Annotated in this window: 21 protein-coding genes; 15 read left to right on the top strand and 6 right to left on the bottom strand. The window is 68.8% G+C overall.

What is annotated here, in order from left to right:
• The first annotated feature begins 28 nt into the window (after positions 1-28).
• Positions 29-1,849, top strand: a complete 1,821-nt coding sequence (gene atzF, locus NJQ99_RS15725; protein WP_269333825.1) for an allophanate hydrolase — start codon at positions 29-31, stop codon at positions 1,847-1,849.
• On the opposite strand, the gene NJQ99_RS15720 is transcribed toward atzF, so the two are convergent.
• Both NJQ99_RS15720 and NJQ99_RS15715 read right to left on the bottom strand, forming a co-directional pair.
• Positions 1,846-3,318: an amidase gene (locus NJQ99_RS15720; protein ID WP_269333824.1), complete on the bottom strand. Its 1,473-nt coding sequence runs from the start codon at positions 3,316-3,318 to the stop codon at positions 1,846-1,848. The genes atzF and NJQ99_RS15720 overlap by 4 nt on opposite strands.
• A 20-nt stretch (positions 3,319-3,338) precedes the next feature.
• Positions 3,339-3,764, bottom strand: a complete 426-nt coding sequence (locus tag NJQ99_RS15715; protein ID WP_269333823.1) for a nuclear transport factor 2 family protein — start codon at positions 3,762-3,764, stop codon at positions 3,339-3,341.
• Between the two features lie 549 nt (positions 3,765-4,313).
• Between NJQ99_RS15715 and NJQ99_RS15710 the strand changes: the two genes are divergently transcribed.
• From NJQ99_RS15710 to NJQ99_RS15675, 8 genes are all read left to right on the top strand, one after another.
• Complete coding sequence (locus NJQ99_RS15710) at positions 4,314-4,727, top strand: cupin domain-containing protein (protein ID WP_269333822.1); 414 nt, start codon at positions 4,314-4,316, stop codon at positions 4,725-4,727.
• Between the two features lie 99 nt (positions 4,728-4,826).
• Positions 4,827-5,999: an ABC transporter substrate-binding protein gene (locus tag NJQ99_RS15705; RefSeq protein WP_269333821.1), complete on the top strand. Its 1,173-nt coding sequence runs from the start codon at positions 4,827-4,829 to the stop codon at positions 5,997-5,999.
• Positions 6,000-6,099: 100 nt separating this feature from the next.
• A complete protein-coding gene (locus NJQ99_RS15700; protein ID WP_269333820.1) occupies positions 6,100-6,978 on the top strand; it encodes a branched-chain amino acid ABC transporter permease in 879 nt (292 codons plus the stop codon).
• Positions 6,975-7,997, top strand: a complete 1,023-nt coding sequence (locus tag NJQ99_RS15695; protein ID WP_269333819.1) for a branched-chain amino acid ABC transporter permease — start codon at positions 6,975-6,977, stop codon at positions 7,995-7,997. Before NJQ99_RS15700 ends, NJQ99_RS15695 begins: the two co-directional genes overlap by 4 nt.
• On the top strand, positions 7,994-8,770 hold the full coding sequence (locus NJQ99_RS15690; protein WP_269333818.1) for an ABC transporter ATP-binding protein: 777 nt from the start codon (positions 7,994-7,996) through the stop codon (positions 8,768-8,770). Before NJQ99_RS15695 ends, NJQ99_RS15690 begins: the two co-directional genes overlap by 4 nt.
• A complete protein-coding gene (locus tag NJQ99_RS15685; RefSeq protein WP_269333817.1) occupies positions 8,757-9,461 on the top strand; it encodes an ABC transporter ATP-binding protein in 705 nt (234 codons plus the stop codon). The genes NJQ99_RS15690 and NJQ99_RS15685 overlap by 14 nt, the downstream gene beginning before the upstream one ends.
• 9 nt (positions 9,462-9,470) lie before the next feature.
• A complete protein-coding gene (locus NJQ99_RS15680) occupies positions 9,471-10,256 on the top strand; it encodes an HpcH/HpaI aldolase family protein (RefSeq protein WP_269333816.1) in 786 nt (261 codons plus the stop codon).
• 66 nt (positions 10,257-10,322) lie between these two features.
• Positions 10,323-11,516 (top strand): CaiB/BaiF CoA transferase family protein, encoded by a 1,194-nt coding sequence (locus NJQ99_RS15675; RefSeq protein WP_269333815.1) that lies wholly within the window; start codon positions 10,323-10,325, stop codon positions 11,514-11,516.
• Positions 11,517-11,541: 25 nt separating this feature from the next.
• On the opposite strand, the gene NJQ99_RS15670 is transcribed toward NJQ99_RS15675, so the two are convergent.
• Entirely contained in the window at positions 11,542-11,844 is a 303-nt protein-coding gene (locus NJQ99_RS15670; protein ID WP_269333814.1) for a Dabb family protein, read from the bottom strand.
• Positions 11,845-12,026: 182 nt separating this feature from the next.
• On the opposite strand from NJQ99_RS15670, the gene NJQ99_RS15665 reads away from it, so the two are divergent.
• The 6 genes from NJQ99_RS15665 (at position 12,027) to NJQ99_RS15640 (ending at position 18,614) form a co-directional block, all read left to right on the top strand.
• Positions 12,027-12,962, top strand: a complete 936-nt coding sequence (locus NJQ99_RS15665; RefSeq protein ID WP_269333813.1) for a LysR family transcriptional regulator — start codon at positions 12,027-12,029, stop codon at positions 12,960-12,962.
• A gap of 96 nt (positions 12,963-13,058) precedes the next feature.
• Complete coding sequence (locus NJQ99_RS15660; protein WP_269333812.1) at positions 13,059-14,090, top strand: TAXI family TRAP transporter solute-binding subunit; 1,032 nt, start codon at positions 13,059-13,061, stop codon at positions 14,088-14,090.
• A 79-nt stretch (positions 14,091-14,169) separates the two neighbouring features.
• Positions 14,170-16,056, top strand: a complete 1,887-nt coding sequence (locus NJQ99_RS15655) for a TRAP transporter permease (protein ID WP_269333811.1) — start codon at positions 14,170-14,172, stop codon at positions 16,054-16,056.
• On the top strand, positions 16,053-16,565 hold the full coding sequence (locus NJQ99_RS15650; RefSeq protein ID WP_269333810.1) for a RidA family protein: 513 nt from the start codon (positions 16,053-16,055) through the stop codon (positions 16,563-16,565). The genes NJQ99_RS15655 and NJQ99_RS15650 overlap by 4 nt, the downstream gene beginning before the upstream one ends.
• Positions 16,566-16,592: 27 nt before the next feature.
• Positions 16,593-17,582 (top strand): membrane dipeptidase, encoded by a 990-nt coding sequence (locus NJQ99_RS15645; RefSeq protein WP_269333809.1) that lies wholly within the window; start codon positions 16,593-16,595, stop codon positions 17,580-17,582.
• Between the two features lie 18 nt (positions 17,583-17,600).
• On the top strand, positions 17,601-18,614 hold the full coding sequence (locus NJQ99_RS15640; RefSeq protein ID WP_269333808.1) for an Ldh family oxidoreductase: 1,014 nt from the start codon (positions 17,601-17,603) through the stop codon (positions 18,612-18,614).
• A 42-nt stretch (positions 18,615-18,656) separates the two neighbouring features.
• On the opposite strand, the gene NJQ99_RS15635 is transcribed toward NJQ99_RS15640, so the two are convergent.
• From NJQ99_RS15635 to NJQ99_RS15625, 3 genes are read right to left on the bottom strand one after another with little or no spacing between them, the layout of a single operon-like run.
• On the bottom strand, positions 18,657-19,217 hold the full coding sequence (locus tag NJQ99_RS15635; RefSeq protein WP_269333807.1) for a sarcosine oxidase subunit gamma: 561 nt from the start codon (positions 19,215-19,217) through the stop codon (positions 18,657-18,659).
• Entirely contained in the window at positions 19,210-22,167 is a 2,958-nt protein-coding gene (locus NJQ99_RS15630) for a sarcosine oxidase subunit alpha family protein (RefSeq protein WP_269333806.1), read from the bottom strand. The genes NJQ99_RS15635 and NJQ99_RS15630 overlap by 8 nt, the downstream gene beginning before the upstream one ends.
• Entirely contained in the window at positions 22,164-22,451 is a 288-nt protein-coding gene (locus NJQ99_RS15625) for a sarcosine oxidase subunit delta (protein ID WP_269333805.1), read from the bottom strand. The genes NJQ99_RS15630 and NJQ99_RS15625 overlap by 4 nt, the downstream gene beginning before the upstream one ends.
• Between the last annotated feature and the right edge of the window lie 13 nt (positions 22,452-22,464).

The raw sequence follows: 22,464 nt of genomic DNA, 5'->3' as shown, positions 1-22,464 counted from the left end.
GACGCCCATCAGAAGAAAGCCCGCGCCGATGCTCGACACGCTTCCCTTCACGCTTCAAGGCCTGCGCGCCGCCTATGGCGCGGGGCTAGACCCCCGTGACGTCGTGGCGGAGGTGTACCGGCGCATTGCCGCGGCGGACGATCCAGGCATCTTCATCTCCCTCGTGCCGGAGGACGCGGCGCGGGCGTCGGCGGAAGCGCTCGGGCGCTGGGATCCCGCGCGCCCGCTCTGGGGCATCCCCTTCGCGGTCAAGGATAATATCGACGCGCGTGGCATGGAGACGACGGCCGGCTGCCCCGCCTATGCCTACACGCCCGAGGCAGATGCCTTCGCCGTCGCAGCCCTGCGCGAGGCTGGCGCGATTCTGATCGGCAAGACCAATCTCGACCAGTTCGCCGCGGGACTCGTAGGCGTACGCACGCCCTGGCCGGTCCCGCGCAACGCGATCGATCCGGAGATCGTACCCGGCGGGTCGAGCGCGGGGTCGGCCGTCGCGGTCGCCCGCGGGCTTGTCAGCTTCGCGCTGGGCACGGACACGGCCGGATCGGGCCGGGTTCCGGCCGCGCTCAACAACATCGTCGGCCTGAAACCGACGCTGGGCGCAATCTCCACCACGGGCGTCGTCCCGGCCTGCCGCACGCTGGACGCGGTTTCCATCTTCGCGCTGACGGTCGAGGACGCAGCGGAGGTTCTGGCGTGCGCTGCGCGCTTCGATGCGGACGACCCCTACGCCCGCCCGCTCGCTGGTCCGTTCCTGACGCCCCCGCCGCCAGTGCTGCGCATCGGTGTGCCGCGCGCAGCGGATCTGCGCTTCTTCGGCGACGCTGCCGCCGCAGACGGATACGAAACCGCGCTCCAGATGCTCGGCCGCGAGGGCGCGCAGCTTGTGCCATTGCCGTTCTCGACGTTCTACGAGACGGCGGAGATGCTCTATCGCGGCGCCTGGGTCGCGGAACGTTACGCCGTGATCGAGGATCTGCTCGCCCGCGATCCCGAGGCGGTGCATCCGGTCACGCGCGGCATCATCGAAGGGGCCACGTCGCTCTCGGCGGCGGATGTCTTCCGCGACTTCTACCGGCTTCAGGCACTGAAGCGCGCGGCGGCGGAGACGATGCGCGGCGTTGACATGCTGTGCGTGCCGTCGATTCCGACGAGCTATCGCGTGGACGAGGTGCTGGCCGATCCGGTCGCGCTCAACAGCCGGCTGGGCACCTACACGAACTTCGTCAACCTGCTCGACATGTGCGGGATCGCCGTTCCCGTCGCACCGCTGGCCGACGGGCGCCCCGGCAGCGTCACGCTGCTGGCGCGTGCCGGCCATGACGCGGCGGTGGCAGGCATGGCAGCGCGGCTGCACGCGCGGGCAGGTGTTCCACTCGGTGCGACCGGTTGGACGCACCCATCGGACGCGGCCGCCCCGGCGGCAACAGAAGCCGGACTTCCGCCGGGACATCTGGCCATCGCCGCGGTCGGCGCGCACATGTCGGGGCTTCCGCTGAACCACGAGCTCACGGGGCGCGGCGGGCGGTTCCTGCGGACGGCGAGTACGGCGCCCGCCTATCGCCTCTACGCCCTGGCGGGCGGTCCGCCGAAGCGGCCGGGACTCGTGCGGACCGGGCGCGGCGCGTCCATCGCGCTCGAGGTCTGGGCGCTGCCTCGGGAGTCTGTCGGCGATTTCCTCGCGGGCATCCCCTCGCCCCTGTCGATCGGCACGGTGAGCCTCGCCGACGGCACCGCCGTTCATGGCTTCCTTTGCGAGAGCGCGGGCCTGAACGGCGCCGAGGACATCACCCGTTTCGGGGGATGGCGGGCCTATTGCGCCGCCACAGCACAGGCAGTCGCGTCCTAGCGGATCGTGTAGCCGCCGGTCGTGGCGCGCACCTCGTCAGAGAGGGGGACGGATAGGTCGATTTCGGGGAGCGTGAAGAGGTCCGGATGCGCCGCCTCGTAGGCGGCTGCGATCTCCAGGGCCGCGGCCTCCGACAGGCGCCCGCCGACGATCTGGATGCCGGTCGGCAGCCCCTCGGGCGTCAGGCCGGAGGGCACCACGGCGACGGCGGCATCGACCACGGTGAAGGCATAGGCCGCAAGCAGCGTATCGTAGAATTTCTCCACCGGCCGGCCGCCAACCTCTCCCGGCAAGGGCTGGTCGAGGCGGAAGGCAGCCGTTCCCGTCGCGGGCGTCACGATCGCATCGAAGTCCGTGAGAAAAGGACGGATCCGGTTCCAGTAGACGGTGCGCTGGCGCTCGGCCTCCACCACATCGCGCAGGGTCATCTTGAGGGAGCCTTCGACCTGGTTGACGAGCTGCTCCATCAGCTCGCCCCGGTGCGCCTCGACGATGCCGGCATAGCGCCCGATCATCCCGAACGCGCGGGTCCCCGACACGATCTCCCGCAGCCCTTCGAGGGAGAGCTCCTGCCAGACGATCCCGGCGCCGAGGGCGGCAAGGCGCTCCACCGCCGCCTCCATCTGCGACAGCACGGCGGGGTCGGTGGGAACGGCACCCGCGAAGTCGCGCACGCACATCAGCCTCTTGCCCGCAAGCGAGCGGACGCCAGCGCAAGCCGCATAGTCCGGCGTGATGGTGCGCAGCGAGCGCGGGTCGCGCGGATCGGGACCCGCCAGCACCGACATGGCAAGGCAGACGTCGCCCACGCTGCGCGTCATCGGTCCGTGGACATGGGAAGTCAGCGTGTCCCACGCGAACTCGGCCGGCCAGATCGGCACGCCGCCCGGTACCGTGCGCAGGCCGACGATCCCGTTGTAGGCGGCAGGCACGCGGATCGAGCCGCCGAGGTCGGTACCGATGGCCAGCGGCACGATACCGGAAGCGACGGCGGCCCCGCTGCCGCCGCTCGACCCGCCGGCCGTTCGGCGCAGGTCCCAGGGATTGCGGCTCGGCCCGAAGATGCGGTTGGTGGTGACCACGTCGTGGGCAAACTCGGGCGTGTTTGCCTTGCCGATCAGGACGCCGCCCGCCGCGCGCAGGCGCTCTACGCAGATGCCGTCGACGTCCGGCACATTGTCCTTGCGCGTGAGCGAGCCGAAGGTCGTGCGCAGGCCCGCAGTCTCGATATTGTCCTTGATGACGAAGGGCACCCCCTCGAGCGCGCGGGGCTCAGCCCCCGCCTTGCGTCGCGCATCCACCTCCGCGGCATCCTCCAGCGCCCTCGGATTGAGCGTGCAGACCGCGTTGACGGCACCGTTCACTTGCTCGGCGCGGGCGAGCGCCGCTTCGGCGAGATCGGTCGCGCTCCACCTGCCCTCGGCCACCCCGGAGGCCATCTCGCGGGCTGACTTTCGCCAGAGATCCATCGGTACGCCCTCCCCGGCGCTCACGACCGTGACCAGGTCGTGCCGTCCATGGTCAGAACGCGGCTGCTGAACCGCCAGACGCCGTCGGCGCCCTTGGTCACCGTGTCCTCGTAGACGCCGCAGTCGCCCATCTCGGGCAGTTCGCCGGGCATGCCGTTGTAGGCCATCAGGTAGCAGCGACCGCGCGCCGTGCGGGCATCAACCGGCTCGATCATCAGGCTGCCGTTGACGTGACGGCGATAACGCCCGCCGCGCGAAGCGACGTCGCGGACCTTGTGGCCGTGCAGTGCCTCGCGTCCCTTCAGCGTGACGTTCTGCGGCTGCACGGTCAGCACAGCATCGTTCGTGAAACAGTCGGCATATCCCTCGGCATCGCCCGCGTCGCTGCACAGGTTGTATTTCGCGTAGAGATTGTGGATCGCAAACATGTCGTCGGCGGACAGCATGGGCGGTGTCTCCCTGGCACGGCGCCTTTGCGGCGCTTGTCGGTGCAGACCGCGCCGTCGGTCCGGCGCTCGTCGCTTTCATCATGCGGCAACGCACGGCCGTAAGCCAAGCACGCCAGCCGCGCGGCTGCTGCGCGGCGACGTCATTGCCCAATCCGCATTTGTGAAATGGAGCCATGCACCCCCACCCTCCCCTGCCTGGGAAGCCGGTCAGGCCCTTCATAAGTCGACGATTTTCCAGGTTTCAGGCCGCCGCGACCGCACGCGGCGCACGCCGATCCCAGCCGGGGGATGTCTGGGCAGGCCGCGCCGATCGCTTGACTTGGATGAACCATGAGTCAATGCTCATATTAGTACCGCTGACGGTTTCGGGGTGGCATCCTGACGACGACACGCGGGGTGTCGTCCTTCCGATCCGGCCGCCCCGTCAGCGCTGTTGCCCGCTTGTGCAGACGATGCCTGTTCCGTGAGCCGGTGCTCGCGGAGGTGGTGGTGCGTCAAGGACATCGGCCGAAGAAGCCAGATGCCGGACTTCACGGGAGGACACCCATGTCAGATACCAAGGAAGCGATGGCGCCCAAGGGCAAGATCGCCTATGCGACAACAGAAACAGCACCCGTCGTGCAAGGGCGGCGCGCGTTCTTCACGTACCGCGATCTTGGCGTTGCCGAGGCCAGCGGCGGCATGATGAAGGCGCAGGTCCACCAGACCCGCAAGGGGCTCGGCGAGCAGACGGGCTGGCATTATCACACCTGCGACGGCCAGTTCATCTACATCCTGAAGGGCTGGGTCGATCTCGAGTTCGAGACCGGCGAGAAGCTCCATCTGGAAGAGGGCCACTCCTGCTACATCCCCGGCGGCGTCGTCCACAACGAGACCGACATGTCTCAGGACTACGAGGTGCTGGAGATCCACCTGCCCGCCGACCGGATGGGTACGGTGCCCTGCGAACCGCGCAAATAGGCGGTCCGAAAAAGGAAACCACAACAATAGCCGGCCAGGGAAAAACACAAGAAGCCCGAAGGCCGGCACAAGGGATTCACTCAAGGTCTGGGGAAGCAAATGAAACCGTTCTCTCTGATTTCCGGGCTTGCCGGGGCAGCAATGCTCATGGCGGCCGCGGTACCGGCGTCTGCCGAAACCGGCGTTACCGACGACACCATCCTGCTCGCCGGCATGACGGCACTCACGGGCAGCGCCTCGAACCTGACGCGGCCGCAGATCCGCGCCGCTGCGGCGGTGTTTGCCGAGGTCAACGATGCCGGCGGCATCCATGGCCGGAAGATCGAGTTCATCATGGAAGATGACGAGTGCCTGCCGAGCAAGGGCGTCGGCGCCGTCAAGAAGCTGCTGCATGTGCACCAGCCCTTCATGATCGTGGGCGGCGGTTGCTCGAACGCGGCCATCGCGCAGAAGCCCGAGATCGTGGCAGCGCAGGTTCCGTGGCTGATCCTGGGGTCGACGGCCGATTCCCTTTCGGAGCCGGTGAACCCCTACATCTTCACGACCTACACGGCCGCGTGGATGGAAGGCTACGCGCAGCTTCAGTACGCCCTCGACAGGGGCGCCAAGCGCATCGCCGTCGTCTGGCAGTCAGACGCCTGGGGCAAGGCACGCATCGACCCGATGCGCAAGGCACTCGCCGCGAAGGGCATCGAGGCCGTCGCTTACGAGGAGCTTGCGCCCGATCCCACGGACACGACACCGGCGGTGTTGCGTGTGCAGGCACAGAACCCGGACGCCGTGATCGTGATGCTGTTTCCGAAGGCGGGTATCCCGTGGCTCAGGGATGCCTACAAGATCGGCTTCAAGCCGCTGACGGTCGGCCCCTCGCCCATGTCGGAAGTTGACGTCATCGCCAAGGGCGTCGGCACCGAGGATGCACTCTCCAACTTCGTCGGGCTGTCGACCGTCGGCTACACCACCGACGCGCCGGAAGTGGCGAAGTGGAAGGAAATCATCGAGCGGCGGTACCCGGATTCGAAGTTCTCCTCCTGGCACATGGTCGGCGTCGCCGCAGGCCAGTTCACGGTCGAGGCGTTGCGCCGGGCTGGCCGGGATCTGACCCGCGAGAAGGTCCTGAACATCCTTTCGACGCTCGAGATGCAGCCCGATACCTATGCCGGCCCGCTGAAGTGCACGCCGGAAGATCACCAGTGCCACAAGACGCTGGCGGCCTTCGCGATCAAGGACGGCAAGGTCTCCCGGGTCGGCGTGGCAGTACCGAAACGCTGATACCCGCGCCCATGCGGCCAGCTGACCCCGGGGCACATCCCCGGGGTCAATCTGCCGCTCGCGCTTGCGCACTTCCCGCCACCGAACGGAGAGACCCACCGTGCTTCTTGCCTATGCGCTGTCCTCGGGGCTGACGACAGGCGCGCTTTATGCGCTGGTCGCCGTGGGCCTGGTGCTCTGTTACCGAACGACAGGGCACATGAACTTCTCCCATGGCGAACTGTTCATGATCGGCGGCTTCCTTGCCTACACGTTCCACGTGATGCTGGGCGCGCCCTACATCCCGTCGCTGCTGCTGGCGGTGCTTGGGGCCTTCGTGCTGGGCCTGATCACGGACCGCACGGTCTACCGGCCGCTGATCCATGCGCAACCGCTGGCGATGGTCATGGCGACCGTCGGGTTTTCCTTTCTTCTCAAGGGAATAGGGCGGCATTTCTGGGGCGGCCAGGGCGAGGTCGTGACCTTCCCCTCGCCCGTGAGCCCCGCGCCGGTCTGGGTGCTCGGAACGCCGGTCTTTCCGCAGCAGCTTCTTGTCATCGCGGGTGTCGCGGTCTGCATGGTGCTGCTGATCGCGTTCTTCCAGTTCACCCGCGCCGGCAAGTCGATGCAGGCGACAGCTGAGAACCCGCACGCCGCCTACCTGGTGGGCATGCGGGTCGAGCGGATCTACGCGCTCACATGGGGCACGAGCGCCGCATTGGCAGGCGTCGCTGCAGTGCTGATGGCGCCGCTCACGCTGCTGACGCCCGACGTCGGCTTCATCCTGCTGCTGAAGGCGTTCGCGGCGACGATCCTGGGCGGCCTGGGCAGCATGGGCGGGGCGATCCTCGGCGGCCTGCTCCTCGGCGTGCTGGAGGCGCTCGCCGGGACCTACATCCATTCGAGCGTCCAGGAAGTCTCTGCCTTCGTCATCATCATGGTCGTTCTCGTCGTGCGGCCCAGCGGGTTGTTCGGAGCGCGGGGGCTGCGCCGGGTATGAGCACCGATCCTGAACGCAGCGGCCCCTCCGGCCTGATGGCACTTCCATGGCTTGCGCACCTGATCGGCCGCAGGACGATCTTTCTCGCCGGGCTGGCCGCCTTTGCCGTCTGGCCCCTGGTGTTCAACCCCTACCTTGCCTATGCAGCCAACCTTGCACTGATCTATATCCTCCTGGCCGTGGGGCTGAATTTCATCATCGGCTTTGCCGGGCAGCTGGTCTTTGCCAATGGCGCGCTGATGGGGATCGGCGCCTATTGCACCGGCCTGCTCATGTACGACGGCGGCTGGCCGTTCTGGCTCGCCCTTCCGGCGGGCGCGATCCTAGCCACCGTGATCGGCCTTCTGGTCGCATTGCCTGCGCTGAGGCTGCAGGGCCTCTACCTTGCGCTGGGTACCGTTGCGTTCACCCAGTTTGCGCTCTGGGTCTTCATCCACTGGGAGGCGGTGACATACGGCAACGCCGGGTTCGTGCTGCCGCCGGTGTCGTTCGAAGCGATCGGGCTCGGCAAGGACATGGGGCTCTATTACCTCACGCTCCTGCTCGTCGTGGTCTTCGTCGCGATGGCCTACCGCATCTCCCGGTCGCGCGTGGGGCGTGCCTTCATCGCAGTCCGCGAGAGCGAGGTGGCGGCGGAGGCACTGGCCATCGACCTCACCGTCTACAAGACCGTCGCCTATGGCGTGAGCGCGCTCTACGCGGGGCTCGCGGGCGGTCTTTTCACGGCACTGCTCGGCGTCGTGGTACCGGAATCGTTCAACCTGTTCCAGATCGTCCTGCAGTTCTCGATGGTCATCATCGGCGGGCTCGGTTCGATCGCCGGAGCGATCATCGGAGCCATCGCACTGATCAGCCTGCAGGAGTTGCTGCGCGGCTTCCAGGAGGTGCAGGAGATCGCCTTCGGTGCGCTGCTGCTGCTAACGCTGCTGTTCTTCCCCGGCGGGATCGCCGCGGCGCTGAAGCGTTGGGTGCCCGGCTGGTCGGAGACGCACCACCAGGATGGCGGGAGGCGGCCATGAGCCATCTCGAAACCCGCGGCCTGTCGCTCTCGTTCGGCGGCATCCAGGCGCTCGACGGCGTGGACCTCGACGTCCCGCCCGCAGAGATCCGGGGCATCATCGGGCCGAACGGCGCGGGCAAGACGACGCTGCTCAACGCCATCTGCGGCCTGACCCCGCCGAGTGCGGGCCAGGTGCTGCTCGACGGGGAGGTGATCTCCGGCCTGAAACCCAGCGCCATTGCTGCGAAGGGGGTCGGACGGACCTTCCAGACATCCATGCTGTTCAGCGGCATGACCGTGCTGGAAAACGTCATGACCGGCCTGCATCAGCACATGGGCGCGAACGTCTTCACGGCCGCGTTGGGTCTGCCGTCGGTCCGGCAGGAGGATGCCGACGCCCGCGAGAAGGCGCTCGCCGCGCTGGACTTCGTGAACATGCGGCAGTTCGCGGAGCGCGATGGCGGGGCCTTGTCGTTCGGGCAGCAGCGCCTGATCGAAATCGCCCGCGCACTGGTCAGCCAGCCATCCGTCCTGCTGCTGGACGAGCCCGCCGTCGGCCTCAGCCCGCCGCGCGTGCAGGAGCTTGACCGGCTGCTGCGGCGTATCCGGGACGAGCGCGGCATCACCATCGTGATGATCGAGCACGTGATCCGCCTCGTGATGGGGGTGTGCGACCGCATCACGGTACTGAACTCCGGCGCGAAGATCGCCGAGGGCACCGGCGACGAGATCATCGCGAACCGCGAGGTTCAGGAGGCCTATCTGGGGAAGGCGATCGATGCTGCGGATTGAGCACCTGAGCGTCTGGTACGGCCTGACCGAGGTTCTGCGCGACGTCAGCTTCGCGGTCGGCAAGGGCCAGATCGTCGCCCTGCTCGGCGGCAACGGCGCCGGCAAGACGACGCTGCTGAAGGCCATGAGCGGCCTGCTGAAGCCGAAGGCGGGTGGCATCTGGCTGGAAGACAAGCCGATCGCCGGCCTGCATCCGCACGACATCGTGGTGCGCGGCATGTCGCAGGTGCCGCAGGGCCGCTTCGTCTGGCCGACCATGACGGTGCATGACAACCTCGTGCTTGGCGCGATCACGCGCAACGACCGGGCAGGCATCCGCGAGGACCTCGACAAGGTCTACGCCTATTTCCCGCGCCTGAAGGAAAAGACAAGGCGCGCCGCGGGCTCCATGAGCGGCGGCGAGCAGCAGATGCTCGCCATCGGCCGGGCGCTGATGGCGCGCCCGAAGGTGCTGCTCATGGACGAGCCCTCGCACGGTCTCTCACCGCTGATGGTGGAGGAGATGGTCGCGACCATCGCGCGTCTCAACGAGGAAGGCATGACGATCTTCCTGATCGAGCAGAACGTGGGCGTCGCCGCGGAATTGGCGGGGCCGACCTTCGTGCTCGCAAACGGCGAGATCGCGCTGGAGACGACGGGTCACCAAGTCGCCCACGACCCGGCGGTGCTGCGCAGCTATCTCGGACGCTGAGAGGGGCCCATGACGATCAGGAACATCGCGCGGGAGCGGCTGGAGCGGGGGGAGCTTTCGCTCGGCGTCGGGCTGCGGCAGGCGCGCACGGTCGACACCGGCAAGCTGATGCGCACGGCGGGCTTCGACTGGCTGTTCCTCGACATGGAGCACAACTCCATGGACCTCGACTGCGCGGTGCAGATCTGCGTCGCCGCGCAGGACGCGGGCATCACGCCCATCGTCCGCGTGCCCGGCTGGGAGAAGTTCCACGCCACGCGCGCACTCGACGGCGGGGCGCAGGGGATCGTCGTGCCGCATGTCGACACGCCGGAGCTTGCCGCCCGGATGGTCGAGGCCTGCAAGTATCCGCCCGTCGGCCACCGCTCGGTCACCTCGGCGCTGCCGCAGGTCGATTTCGAGAGCCCGCCATTGGCCGAGGTGACGGCGGAGATCAACGCCTCGACCCTGCTCGTCATCATGCTGGAGTCGCCGCAAGCCATTGCCAACGCCGACGCGATTGCAGCGGTGCCTGGCGTCGACATCCTGCTGATCGGCTGCAGCGACCTCTCGATGGAAATGGGCATTCCCGGTAAGGTCGACGCGCCGGAGATGGAGGCCGCGGTGCGTACCGTCGTCGCCGCGTGCGCGAAACACGGCAAGCACGCGGGCTTCGGCGGGGTGGGGTCGCCCGAGGTGATCGAGCGCTACATCGGGCACGGCATGCGCTTCGTGCTGTGCGGCAGCGATCTCACGATCTTCCTGGCCGCGGCCCGGCAGCGCACGGCACACCTGCGCGCCCTGCCCCTGGAGTGACGCCCGCGAAGACTGGCGTTTGCGCCAGGATCTCGACCGCGCCGCGGGAAGAAGAAGGGAAATGCAATGCCGCACACGCCAGCCGCGGATGTCCTGAGCGACGTGAAGGTCCTCGACCTGACGCGGGTGCGCGCGGGCCCGACCTGCGTGCGCCAGCTTGCCGACTGGGGCGCCGACGTCATCAAGATCGAGACGCCGCCGCAGGTCTCCACCGCCGCCGACATGGGCGGGCCGCGGCACGGGTCGGACTTCCAGAACCTGCACCGCAACAAGCGGTCGATGACGCTGAACCTGAAGGAGGACGAGGGGCGCGCGATCTTCCTTCGCCTCGTCGAGGGCGCAGACGTGGTTGTCGAGAACTACCGTCCCGACGTGAAGGACCGGCTCGGCATCGGGTACGAGGCGCTGAAGGCGGTCAATCCGCGCATCATCCTCGCCTCCATCTCGGGCTTCGGGCAACGCGGTCCCTATGCGAAGCGCCCGGGCTTCGACCAGATCGCGCAAGGGATGGGCGGCCTCATGTCGATCACGGGGCTGCCCGGACAGGGGCCGGTGCGGGCGGGCATCCCGGTCGCCGACCTGACGGCGGGGCTGTTCGCCGCACAAGGGGTCCTGCTCGCGCTCTACGAACGGATGCGGTCGGGAAAGGGGCAATGGCTCCACACCTCGCTGCTGGAGGCGATGATCTTCATGCTCGACTTCCAGTCTGCGCGCTGGCTGATGGACGGCAAGGTGCCGCAGCAGGCAGGCAACAACCACCCGACCAGCATCCCGACGGGGGTGTTCCGGACGTCCGACGGCTACATGAACATCGGCGCGTCGGGCCAGGAGATCTGGCGGCGGTTCTGCGTGGCACTCGGCCATGCCGAATGGGCCGAGAATCCCGATTACGAGACGGAGGGCGCACGCTCGGTCAACCGCGACGCCCTCAACGCCGCGATCGAGGCGGTCACGCTGACCGACACGACCGCGGTCTGGATCGCGCGGCTGAACGAGGCCGGCGTGCCCTGCGGCCCGATCTACGACATCGACGAGGTCTTCGCCGACGAACAGGTCGGGGCGCTGGGCATGGCGCGGCCGCTCGCGTCGGAGAGCGTCGGCACGCATCCCTTCGTGCGCCAGCCGATCACGATGGAGCGCACGCCGGAAACCTTCGTGTCCGCGGCGCCGGAATGTGGCGCGCATACCGACGCGATCCTGTCAGACCTCGGCTACGACGCCACCGCCATCGCGGACCTGCGCGCCCGCGACATCGTCTGAAGCGGGAGGTCCGCCTGCCCCTCCCTCAGGACCGGTCCGGCAGAACGGAGTCGCAGACCGCAAGCTCCGCTATGGCCGGGCTCATGAACGCCTTCATCTCCTGGTGAACTGCCGACACCTGGTAGGCGTCGTGATCGGCGGAGGTGCGGAAGGCGCTGACCACCGCGTGGGTATAGCCCTGCGAGCGTTCGGCATCGTTCACGGCGTATTCGTACTGGAGAAGCCCCTGCGCCTCGGCGCGGATCCGCCTCGCATAGGCTTCGACGCGGGCGTGAAAGGCCTCGTCCACGTCAGGCACGAACCGCATCATCACCACGTGAACGAACATATCCTGCCCCCCTGGCTGCCCCCCTGCCCCACGCCAGGGAAAGTGTGGCACGGCGGGCCGCCAGTGGCACGCGCAGCCTCCGCAAGGGTGCCCTGACGGTATCGAAGCGGGTGCCGCACACCCCCAAATAAATAAATAACAGCAATGACTGTACCGACGTTCATGCTTTAGGGTGATCGTCCATGGCTGTGACCATCGCCTATCTCAGGGCATTTGTCGAAGTCGCGCGATGCGGCAACTTCACGCGCGCTGCGGAGAAGCTGTCCGTGACGCAACCCTCGCTCAGCGTCGCGATCCGGCAACTCGAGGAGGCGCTGAACCTCAAGCTCTTCGACCGCACCACGCGCCGCCTCAGCCTGACCGAGGAGGGCGCGAAGTTCCTGCCGACCGTCGCGCGCCTGCTGGAGGATTTCGACACCGCCGTCACCAATGCGCGCGCGATCGCCGAGCGGAAGTCGGGGCGCGTCTCGCTGGCCGTCCTGCCGTCGATTGCGACAATGCTGATCCCACGCGTGGTCGCCAGCTTCTCCGAGGCGTTTCCCGGCATCAAGGTGCACCTGCGCGACGACAACACCTCCGGCGTATGGCGGCGCGTGGGCAGCGGCGAAGTCGACTTCGGTATCGCTGGCGCCTTCGCCGGCGACCCGGACCTCGCGTTCACACCCCTGTTTTCCGACCGCTTCGGCGCGGTATTCCGCAAGGACCACGTCCTCGCCCGCCGATCCGGTCCGCTTTCCTGGGCCGAAATCGCCGACATGCGGATCATCGGGCTTGCCGCCGACACGGGAATCCAGCCCCTGATCGGACGGCTGACGCGGATTCCGGAGCGCGTGCGGGCGCCCGGGCACGAGGTTTCGAACATCGTCACGGTCCTGAGCCTCGTGGAGGCAGGCCTTGGCATCACAGCGATCCCTGCATTCGCCGCCATGCTCGACCGGCATCCGGCCCTGATGTACCGCGAACTCACACGCCCCGCCGTGACGCGCCAGATCGGCCTCGTGACACGGCGGGGCCGATCCCTCTCCCCCGCTGCCGAAAGCTTTCGTACCGAGCTTGCCAGGGCCGTGCCATCCGTGCTGACACGGCCAGAAATTTTCATAGACCCTACAAATGAATAAAAAATTTTCATGTAATAATTACATCATTTTCTTGCGTCGGACGCCGGCGGCTACCTAGCGTTTTGTCTTCCCACGTCCCGAAGGGAGGACCCCGACATGACATTTCCCGCTTTTTCCGCGCTCAAGCGTTCGCGGCTGCGCGCGGCAGCGCTTGGCGCGCTGGCATCCGCCGCCCTGCTCGCGTCCGGAGGCGCCGCGAAGGCCGCCGATCCTGAGTTCCTGACGATCGGCGGCGGCCCGTCCGGTGGCGTCTTCAACGTGGTCGCAACCGGCCTGGGCGACCTGCTGCGCAAGGAGTTTCCGAACAGCCTCGTCGACGTGCAGCCCGGCGGCTCCGGCCCCAACCTGCTGCGTGTCAGCTCAGGCGAGGCCGATCTCGGCATCACCTCGGCGAACAATGCCTGGGACGCCTGGAACGGGCGCGACCCGGCCAAGCCGGAAAGCCCGATCCGGAATGTGCGCGGCCTGATGACCTTCTTCCCGAGCGCGATCCAGATCTGGGTCGACGCGAACTCCGACATCCGCAAGCTGGAAGACCTGAAAGGCAAGCAGATGAGTGCCGGCCAGCCCGGCCAGACGTCGTGGAACGCGTTCGTGAACCTGCTCGACGTCTATGGCATGAAGATCGAGGACATCGAGGCGAACGGCGGCCAGCTTCACAAGCTGAGCTGGGCAGAATCGCACAAGGCGTTGCGCAACGGGCAACTCGACGCCGTGATGTGGGTATCGCTCTACCCGCACACCACCGTGCTGGAGAACGAGACCGCGCGCCCGATGCGCGCCCTCTCGCTCGATGAAGGCAAGGTCGATGCCTATCTCGCAAAGCACGGCGGCGGGTTCGAGAAGGTAACGCTGCCCGCCGGTCTTTACGGCGGCCAGAAGGAGCCTGCGACCACGGTCGGGACCAAGACCTTCCTTTTCGCCAACGAGAAGATGCCGGACGAGGTCGCCTACCGCGTCGTCTCGACGATCTGGAAGAACCTCTCGCAGTTCCAGCGCGCCCATTCGCTGTTGAAGTACATGGAGGCGGACACCGTGGGCAAGGGCATGCTGGTGCCGATCCATCCGGGCGCGAAGAAGTTCTTCGACGAGCAGGCGATCGCCTACTCGGAAAGCAAACTGAACTGAACGCGCGCGCCGCGCGCGGCCGGGAGGTCCGGTCCCTGCCGCGCGCGGCCACCCCGCCTTCACACGGACATCGACCGAAATGACGACGACGCAGCCCCGGCGCGGTCTTCTCGACACGGTGACAGGCACCCTCGCGATCTCGATGGTGCTGTTCCACCTCGCCGCGGCATCTCCGTTCCTGCTGATGCCGAACCTGCTGCTCAGGGCGGTGCACCTGCTCTTCGCGCTGGTCATCGGCTTCCTGGTCTACCGCGCGCGCGGGGGCCGGGCGGGCGCGGTTGTCGACGGCCTGCTGATCGCGCTGTCCGTCGTGTCGCTCGGCTACATGATCGTCAATCACGAGTCGATCGTCGTGCGACCGCCCTGGACGCAGGCGGCGACCCCGGTCGAGCTGTTCGTGGCCTTCGGCACCATCCTCGTCGTGCTGGAGCTGACGCGGCGCACACTGGGGTACACGATCACCGCGCTCTGCGTGTTCTTCATCGCCTATGGCTTCCTCGGCCCCTATCTGCGCCACGTCGACTTCCTGCGCCCGCTGGCGCACCGCGGCGTCGGCATCGACCAGTTCGTCGACCAGATGTACTTCAGCTTCGAGGGGATCTTCGGCACAGCGCTCGGCGTCTCGACGGAGTTCATCTTCCTGTTCGTCGTCTTCGGCGCCCTGCTGCAGGCCATCGGCGGCGGCGATTTCTTCATCAACCTGACGCGCGCGGCCACGGGCCGCAGCCGGGGCGGCCCCGCCAAGATGGCGGTGGTGGCGAGCGCGCTCATGGGCTCCATGTCGGGAAGTTCCGTCGCCAATGTCGCAACGACCGGCGCGCTTACCATCCCGATGATGAAACGGCTCGGCTACAAGAAGGAGTTCGCCGGCGCGGTCGAGGCGGTCGCCTCCACCGGCGGGCAGATCATGCCCCCGATCATGGGTGCGGCGGCCTTCCTGATGGCGGCAATCCTGGGCATCGAGTACCTGGACGTCGCCAAGGCTGCGGCCCTGCCCGCCATCCTCTATTTCATCGCGCTGTTCGTCGCCGTGCACTGGGAGGCGCTGAAGCGCGACCTGCAGCCGATGGAGGCGACGGAGCCCGGCGCCACGCGGCGCGCGCTGGCGAGCGGCTGGACCTATCTGATCCCGCTGGTCGTGCTCGTCACGCTGCTGGTCCAGGGATACACGCCCGCCTATTGCGCCTTTTTCGGCGTCACGCTGACGCTGGCGATCCCGTTCGTGCGGCGCAGCACCTTCGTCTCGCTGCCCACGCTCGCGGGCGGGATGCGTGCCGGTGCGGAGGCCGCCATCGTTGTGGCCATCGCCTGCGCCTCTGCCGGCATCATCGTCGGCATCGTGCAGATCTCCGGCCTCGGCTTCCGCTTCTCGAGCCTGGTCGTCAGTTTCGCCGGCGGCTCCCTGCCCATCGCGCTGATCCTCGCCATGATCGCGGCCTTCGTGTTCGGGATGGGGATGCCGACGACGCCGGCCTACATCATCCAGGCGACGCTGGTCGCGCCTGCGCTGATCGACCTGGGCGCCGACCCTCTGGGCGCACATCTTTTCGTCTTCTACTACGCGGTGCTGGGCCAGATCACGCCGCCGGTCGCGGTCTCCGCCTATGCCGCCGCGCCCATTGCGGGGGCGAGCGCGGCCACGGTCGGCTGGCGGGCCTGCGCGCTGGGCATTCCCGTCTACATCATCCCCTTCCTGTTCGTCGCCAATCCCGAGCTTCTGCTGCAGTCCTTCGACTGGGTGCTGTTCCCGACGCTCGCGCGGTGCGGCATCTCCATCGTCTGCCTCGCCATCGCGGTTGTCGGCTGGATGGGCGGGCGCGCCTTGCCCTGGTACGGACGCGCCAGCCTGTTCGCGGCGGCCTGCCTGATGGTCGCGCCGGACCTCGTAGCCGATGCCGCCGCGGTCGCACTGATCGCCGCGACATGGGCCCTGCAGAGGCGCCTTGCACAAGGAGCAGCCGCATGACCCTGGAGACCCGCGCCGCCCCCTCCCGCGCCGCAGAGGCGCTTGCCGCGGCAGGCCTCGACCTGCCCGAACCGCACGTCACGGAGTTCGACTACATCCCCGTCGCGGTGCACGGGACGACGGCCTACGTCGCCGGACAGATCCCCAAGACCGGCGCGAACGATCTGCTGCATGCGGGCCGCGTCGGGGCGGAGGTGACGGCGGAGCAGGCGTTCGCGTCCGCACGCCTCGCCGCCCTGCAGGGGCTGGCGTGGGTCGACGCGCGCGCGGGCGGCCTCGACAATGTCGAGCGGGTGCTGCGCATGGACGTGTTCGTCGCCGCCGACGACGGCTTCCGCGATATCTCGCGCGTGGCCGACGCCGCCTCCCGCGTGCTCATCCACGCCTTTGGCGAGGCGGGGCGTCACCCGCGCTCGGTGCTGGGGGTGAGCCAGTTGCCGCGCAATGCGCCGGTGCTCCTCGAGATGACGCTGGCGCTGCGAAAGCCCGTCGCTGCCCAGACACGCTGACCCATTCCGGCCCGGAGGACCAACGTCTTGAGTTTCGCTTCCCCCCTCATTGTCGACGGACTTCAGTACAGCCGCTGGTCGGAGGAGATCTTCCGCCAGATGAACGAGGGCGGCGTCGCGGCAGTGCACGTCACGATCTGCTATCACGAGAATTTCCGCGAGACCGTCGCCAACATCTCCGCCTGGAACCGGCGGTTCGAGGATCACGGCGACCTGATCTTCCACGGCCGCACCGCCGACGACGTGCGCCGGGCCCACACGGAGGGCCGCACGGCGATCTTCTTCGGCCTGCAGAACTGCTCGCCCATCGAGGACGACATCGGCCTCGTGGAGGTGCTGCACACGCTGGGCATCCGCTTCATGCAGCTCAGCTACAACAACCAGAGCCTGCTCGCGACCGGCTGCTACGAGGCCGACGATCCCGGCATCACGCGCATGGGGCGCCAGGTCATCGCGGAGATGAACCGCGTCGGGCTGGTGGTCGACATGAGCCACTCTGCCGAACGTTCGACGCTCGAGGCGATCGACCTCTCGGCGCGGCCCATCGCCATCACGCACGCCAACCCGGCCGCCTGGCATCCTGCGCTGCGCAACAAGTCGGACGCGGTTCTGAAGGCGCTGGCGGCGCGGGGCGGGATGCTGGGCTTCTCGCTCTATCCCCATCACCTGCGCGGCAAGTCGGACTGCACGCTGGCGGAGTTCTGTGAGATGGTGGCGCGCACCGCCGACCTGATGGGCGTGGAGCACATCGGGATCGGCAGCGATCTGTGCCAGGACCAGCCCGACAGCGTCGTCGAATGGATGCGCAACGGCCGCTGGTCGCGCGCGCGCGACTATGGCGAGGGATCCGCGGCGCAGGCCGGCTTCCCGCCGCAGCCCGCATGGTTCCGCGACAACCGCGACCATCGCGGCATCGCGCACGGACTGAAAGCCGTCGGCTTCGACGACGCGGACGTCGCCCGGATCATGGGCGGCAACTGGGTCGACTTCTTCGAGCGGTCGTTCGGACCGCAGTAACGGACGGAGGACCGGCACATGAGCGGCACCATCACCATGACGGCCTCCGAGGTCGAGGACCTGGCGTCCGGCGCGCTGGTTGCGGCAGGCACGCGGGAAGCGTCCGCGCGCGCGCTGGCCCGTGCCGTCGCGGCGGCCGAGCGGGAGGGCATCCGCAGCCACGGCCTGATGTACGTGCCGACCTATTGCGAGCACGTGACCTGCGGCAAGGTCGACGGCCAGGCGGTGCCGGAGGTGGCGAAGACCGCGCCCGGCGCGCTGCGCGCCGACGCACGCAACGGGTTCGCCCATCCGGCCATCGATGCAGGGTTCGAGCAACTTGTCCCGCTGGCCCGCAGCCAGGGGGTCGCGGCCCTCTCGGTCCACAATTCCTACAATTGCGGCGTGCTCGGCTACCATGCCGCGCGGCTGGCGGAGGCGGGCCTCGTCGGCCTGGGCTTCACCAATGCGCCAGCCTCCATCGCGCCCGTTGGCGGCCGAAAGCCGGTCGTCGGAACGAACCCGTTCGCGCTGGCCGTGCCGGGCGAGGGCGCGCCTGCCCTGCTGATCGACCAGAGCGCGAGCGTCATCGCGAAGAGCGAGCTGATGGTGCGGGCGCGCACGGGAGAGCCGATCCCGGAGGGCTGGGCGCTCGGCCCCGACGGGGAGCCGACGACCGACCCCGCCGTCGGCCTCAAGGGCACGATGGCGCCGAGCGGCGGCTACAAGGGCTTCGGCGTGGGCCTTCTGGTGGAGGTGATGGCAGCCGCGCTCTCCGGCGCGAACCTCGGCATCCATGCGAGCCCCTTCTCCGGGACCGCCGGGGGGCCGCCCGGCACCGGCCAGTTCTTCCTTGCGATCTCGCCGGCGGCGTTCGCGGGCGATGGTTTCGGCGCGCGCATCGCGGACCTGTGCGCCGCGATCACGGCGCAGGAGGGCGCGCACCTGCCGGGCCAGCGGCGCGCCGCCAACAGGGCGCGCAGCGATGCCGACGGCATCCCCGTCCCTGCCGACCTGCACGCGCGCATTGCGGAACTGGCCGGGGGCAGGTGAGAGGCGTCCCCCAGGACACGCGGATGCGGCAAGGCGGCGCGGTCAGGCGATGCCGATTGCGGCAGCGGTGAGCGCGTGGTGCAGCGAAGCGGCGGCGGACCGCGGCCCGAGTACGAGGTAGCGGCGCGCCGGCACCTCGCAGAGCACGACGCACCCCAGGTGCTCGACGAGGGTGCGGGAGGCGGCGTGCGCGGGCATGCGAGCGGCGTCGAGATTGCAGAGCCGCGCGAGCATCTCAGCGACCGTTTTGCCCTCAACGTCGAAGGCGGCCCAGGCGTCGCTCTGGTCGGTGACCGAAGCGGACCCGCCCACGGCGGCCTTCACCCGTGCGGCAAGGTTCGCGTGCTCCGCGCCGCGCCCGTGCAGCATCCATTGGCCGGGCCCGGCCCAGAAGGCGCGGGCCGCACCTTCCCCCGGTCCCGGCAAGGGGTGGCCGAGAAATGACGCGGCAGCCTCGGCCAGCGCGTTCTCCTGCCCCGCGCGCACCGCGAGCGAGACAAGCGCGAGGTCGGCGACCTCCGCAATGGAGATCGCGCCGATGCGGTCGATGCGCGGCGCGGCACCACCCAGCGGCGTGAGGGGGACAAGGCCGGGATCAGACACGCAGGCGCCCTCCGTCCGGGTCGATGAAATGCGGTGAGGTCACGCGCACGGCCACGTCGCTGTCCGAAAGCGGATCGACCGCGCGGATCGTCTCCCCGTGCCGGGCGTCGCCGCGCTTGAGGAACGCCAGAGCGATCGCGTGGCCCATATGCGGGGAATGGCAGGCGGAGGTGATCCAGCCCTCGTCGTGTTCCGCCGACACGGGGCGCCCCTCCGCGATCAGGTGCGCGCCCGCCCGCAAGCCGTACGCGGGATCGGCCGGCACGAGCCCCACGAGGCGCAGTCCGTCCTCGCGCGCAAGCTCCGCCCGGCGCGAGAGCACCGCACCGATGCTGTCTTTGGCGGCGGAGACCATGCGCCCCATGCCGAGATGGGCGCCGGTGGTCTGGCCGTTCAGCTCGTTGCCCGCAGGGTGCCCCTTCTCGATCCGCAGGACGCCCAGCGCCTCGGTCCCGTAGGGCGCGACGCCGAGATCTTCGCCCGCGGCCATCAGCCGCCGGATCAGCGCGTCGCCATAGCGCGACGGCACCGCGATCTCGTAGGCAAGCTCTCCAGAGAAGGAGATGCGGAAAAGCCGGGCGGGCAGCCCGCCGCACACCGTCACCTCGCCGCAGGCCATGAAGGGAAAGGCCTCGTTCGAGAGGTCGTGCGCCGGGTCCACGATACGGCGCAGCAGGTCGCGCGACCGGGGTCCGGCGACCGCGTATTGCGCCCAGGCGTCCGTGATCGAGACGAGCTGGACGTCGAGCCCCGGCCACAGGCACTGGCGGCAGAACTCCATGTGCCGGAAGACGGGGACCGCGTTCGCCGTCGTGGTCGTCACCACGAAACGATCCTCGGCGAGGCGGGCGGCGGTGCCGTCGTCCATCGCCATGCCGTCCTCGCGCAGCATCAGGCCGTAACGCGTGCGCCCCACGGGCAGTTTCGCAAAGCCGTTGCAATAGATGCGGTTGAGGAATTCGGCGGCATCCGTGCCCTGCACGTCGATCTTGCCGAGCGTGGTCACGTCGCAGACGCCCACCGCGCGGCGCACGGTCATCGCCTCCCGGTCGACGCTCTCCCGCCAATGGGTCTCCCCCGCCTTCGGGAAATACTGGGCGCGCATCCAGAGGCCCGCCTCGGTGAACACGGCCCCCTGCTCCACCGCCCAGGCGTGGCTGGGGGTCAGGCGGCGGGGCCGGAAGTCCCGCCCGCGCGACCGGCCCGCCAGCGCGCCGATGGTCACGGGCGTATAGGGCGGGCGGAAGATCGTCGTGCCGACCTCGGGGATCGTCCTGCCTTCGAGCGCCGCCATGATTGCGAGCGCGCCGAGGTTCGCCGTCTTGCCCTGGTCGGTCGCCATGCCGAGCGTGGTGTAGCGCTTCAGGTGCTCGACCGAACGGAAGCCTTCCCGGTGGGCGAGGCGCACGTCCTTCACGGTCACGTCATTCTGCAGGTCGAGCCAGGCACGCCCCTCGCCTTCGCCCACGTGCCAGAACGCCGCCTGCCGGACCGGCGCGCCCTCCGCCATGGGAAGCGCGGCGGGCATGCAGCGCATGCCGAGATCGCCGAGCGCCTGCGCCGCCCCCTCCGCGCCGGTGGCGAGCGCACCGTGGGTGGAAAAGACACCCGCAGCCGCGCCCGCGACGCCCATGCCGGGCGGCAGATCCGGGCCGGGAACGAAGGCCGAGAGCGCCTCGTCCCACTTTGGCCGCCCGCGCTGATGGCAGGTCAGGTGCACATTGGGGTTCCAGCCGCCCGACACGGCGAGCGTGTCGCAGGAGAGCGTGCGCGTGCTGCCATCTGCGCAGCGCACGGCAATTCCCCGCAAGCCGAGGCGGCCGTGCGTGCCGACGATTGAGGCGCCCGACAGAACCTCGCAACCCGCATGGGACGGCGCATCCGCGCGCGGGTCGATAATGGCCGCGACGGATACGCCGCGCGCGAGCAGGTCGCTCGCCGTCCGGTGCCCGTCGTCACAAGCGGCAAAGACCGCAACCGAGCGGCCCGGTGCAGCGGCCCAACGATTGACATAGGCGCGCACCGCGCCCGCCATCATCACGCCAGGGCGGTCGTTGTCCGGGAACGCGACCGGCCGCTCGATAGCCCCCGCGCACAGCAGCGTGCGGCGCGCGTAGATGCGCCAGAGCGTCTGGCGCGGCTTGCCCGGCGGGGGGGCCGCCACATGGTCGCAGACCCGCTCGACCGCACCGTAAATGCCATGATCGAACGCCCCGTAGACCGTCGTGCGCGGCATGACCCGCACATTGGGGAGGCTTGCGAGTTCTTCGAGCGCGCCCGCGACCCACGCGCCGGCCGGCGCGTCGTTGAGCGGCGCGGTCTCTGCCAGCAGCCGCCCGCCGGGGGCGAAATCCTCGTCCGCCATCACGACGCGCGCGCCCGCGCGGCCCGCCGTCAGCGCCGCCGCGAGACCCGCAGGCCCCGCGCCGACGATCAGCAGGTCGCAATGCAGGAAGCCCTTGTCGTAGAGATCGGGGTCGGCCTCCACGGCGAGACGCCCGAGGCCCGCCGCGCGCCGGATCAGCGGCTCGTAGACCTTCTCCCAGAAGCTCTGCGGCCACATGAAGGTCTTGTAGTAGAAGCCCGCCGCGAGAAAGGGCGAGAGCGCGCCGTTCACCGCCATGACGTCGAAGGAAAGCGACGGCCAGCGGTTCTGGCTCTGCGCCTCCAGCCCGTCGAACAGTTCGGCGACCGTCGCGCGGGTGTTCGGCTCCCGCCGCGCGCCCCGGCGCAACTCGACGAGCGCGTTCGGCTCCTCCGAGCCTGCGGAGAAGACGCCGCGCGGGCGGTGATACTTGAAGCTGCGGCCCATGAGCCGCACGCCGTTCGCAAGCAGGGCGGAGGCGAGCGTGTCGCCCGGATGCCCCTCGAACGTGTTGCCGTCGAAGCGGAAGCGCAGGGTCCGGCCACGGTCGACGAGGCCGCCCGCGAGGCGGTTCGCCTGGCTCATCGGTCCCGCCCCAGGGCCAGCGCCACGTCGCGCGCGAGTTCGGCCTTCAGGATCTCGTGCGTCAGCGTGTTGCGGGTCACGACCAGCCAGGAGCGGTCGCCATGCTCGTGAAACCAAAGCTCCCGATGGACGCCCGCGGGATTGTCGCGCAGGTAGAGGTAGTCGTGGAAGCGGTCGAGAGCATCCTCCGCCATGCCGTCCGGGCGCGCGACCAGCGAGGCGTCACCCAGATAGACGAACTCCTGCGCGTCGCGCGGACCGAGCAGGGGGTGAGGGATCATCATGCGCGCACCCTCC

It is taken from the genome of Futiania mangrovi (assembly GCF_024158125.1).
In the GTDB taxonomy this organism is placed as follows: domain Bacteria; phylum Pseudomonadota; class Alphaproteobacteria; order Futianiales; family Futianiaceae; genus Futiania; species Futiania mangrovi.
Note: the sequence above shows the minus strand (reverse complement) of the source record. Positions and strands in the feature narration are given on the sequence as shown.

Bases quoted from the DNA above. Each gene is read 5' to 3' on its own strand.
- NJQ99_RS15670 (WP_269333814.1), bottom strand. From the start codon at position 11,844: ATGTTCGTTCACGTGGTGATGATGCGGTTCGTGCCTGACGTGGACGAG.
- NJQ99_RS15650 (WP_269333810.1), top strand. From the start codon at position 16,053: ATGACCCTGGAGACCCGCGCCGCCCCCTCCCGCGCCGCAGAGGCGCTT.
- NJQ99_RS15625 (WP_269333805.1), bottom strand. From the start codon at position 22,451: ATGATGATCCCTCACCCCCTGCTCGGTCCGCGCGACGCGCAGGAGTTC.
- NJQ99_RS15640 (WP_269333808.1), top strand. From the start codon at position 17,601: ATGAGCGGCACCATCACCATGACGGCCTCCGAGGTCGAGGACCTGGCG.
- atzF (WP_269333825.1), top strand. From the start codon at position 29: ATGCTCGACACGCTTCCCTTCACGCTTCAAGGCCTGCGCGCCGCCTAT.
- NJQ99_RS15695 (WP_269333819.1), top strand. From the start codon at position 6,975: ATGAGCACCGATCCTGAACGCAGCGGCCCCTCCGGCCTGATGGCACTT.
- NJQ99_RS15675 (WP_269333815.1), top strand. From the start codon at position 10,323: ATGCCGCACACGCCAGCCGCGGATGTCCTGAGCGACGTGAAGGTCCTC.
- NJQ99_RS15630 (WP_269333806.1), bottom strand. From the start codon at position 22,167: ATGAGCCAGGCGAACCGCCTCGCGGGCGGCCTCGTCGACCGTGGCCGG.
- NJQ99_RS15665 (WP_269333813.1), top strand. From the start codon at position 12,027: ATGGCTGTGACCATCGCCTATCTCAGGGCATTTGTCGAAGTCGCGCGA.
- NJQ99_RS15715 (WP_269333823.1), bottom strand. From the start codon at position 3,764: ATGCTGTCCGCCGACGACATGTTTGCGATCCACAATCTCTACGCGAAA.
- NJQ99_RS15680 (WP_269333816.1), top strand. From the start codon at position 9,471: ATGACGATCAGGAACATCGCGCGGGAGCGGCTGGAGCGGGGGGAGCTT.
- NJQ99_RS15655 (WP_269333811.1), top strand. From the start codon at position 14,170: ATGACGACGACGCAGCCCCGGCGCGGTCTTCTCGACACGGTGACAGGC.
- NJQ99_RS15660 (WP_269333812.1), top strand. From the start codon at position 13,059: ATGACATTTCCCGCTTTTTCCGCGCTCAAGCGTTCGCGGCTGCGCGCG.
- NJQ99_RS15705 (WP_269333821.1), top strand. From the start codon at position 4,827: ATGAAACCGTTCTCTCTGATTTCCGGGCTTGCCGGGGCAGCAATGCTC.
- NJQ99_RS15690 (WP_269333818.1), top strand. From the start codon at position 7,994: ATGAGCCATCTCGAAACCCGCGGCCTGTCGCTCTCGTTCGGCGGCATC.
- NJQ99_RS15710 (WP_269333822.1), top strand. From the start codon at position 4,314: ATGTCAGATACCAAGGAAGCGATGGCGCCCAAGGGCAAGATCGCCTAT.
- NJQ99_RS15685 (WP_269333817.1), top strand. From the start codon at position 8,757: ATGCTGCGGATTGAGCACCTGAGCGTCTGGTACGGCCTGACCGAGGTT.
- NJQ99_RS15720 (WP_269333824.1), bottom strand. From the start codon at position 3,318: ATGGATCTCTGGCGAAAGTCAGCCCGCGAGATGGCCTCCGGGGTGGCC.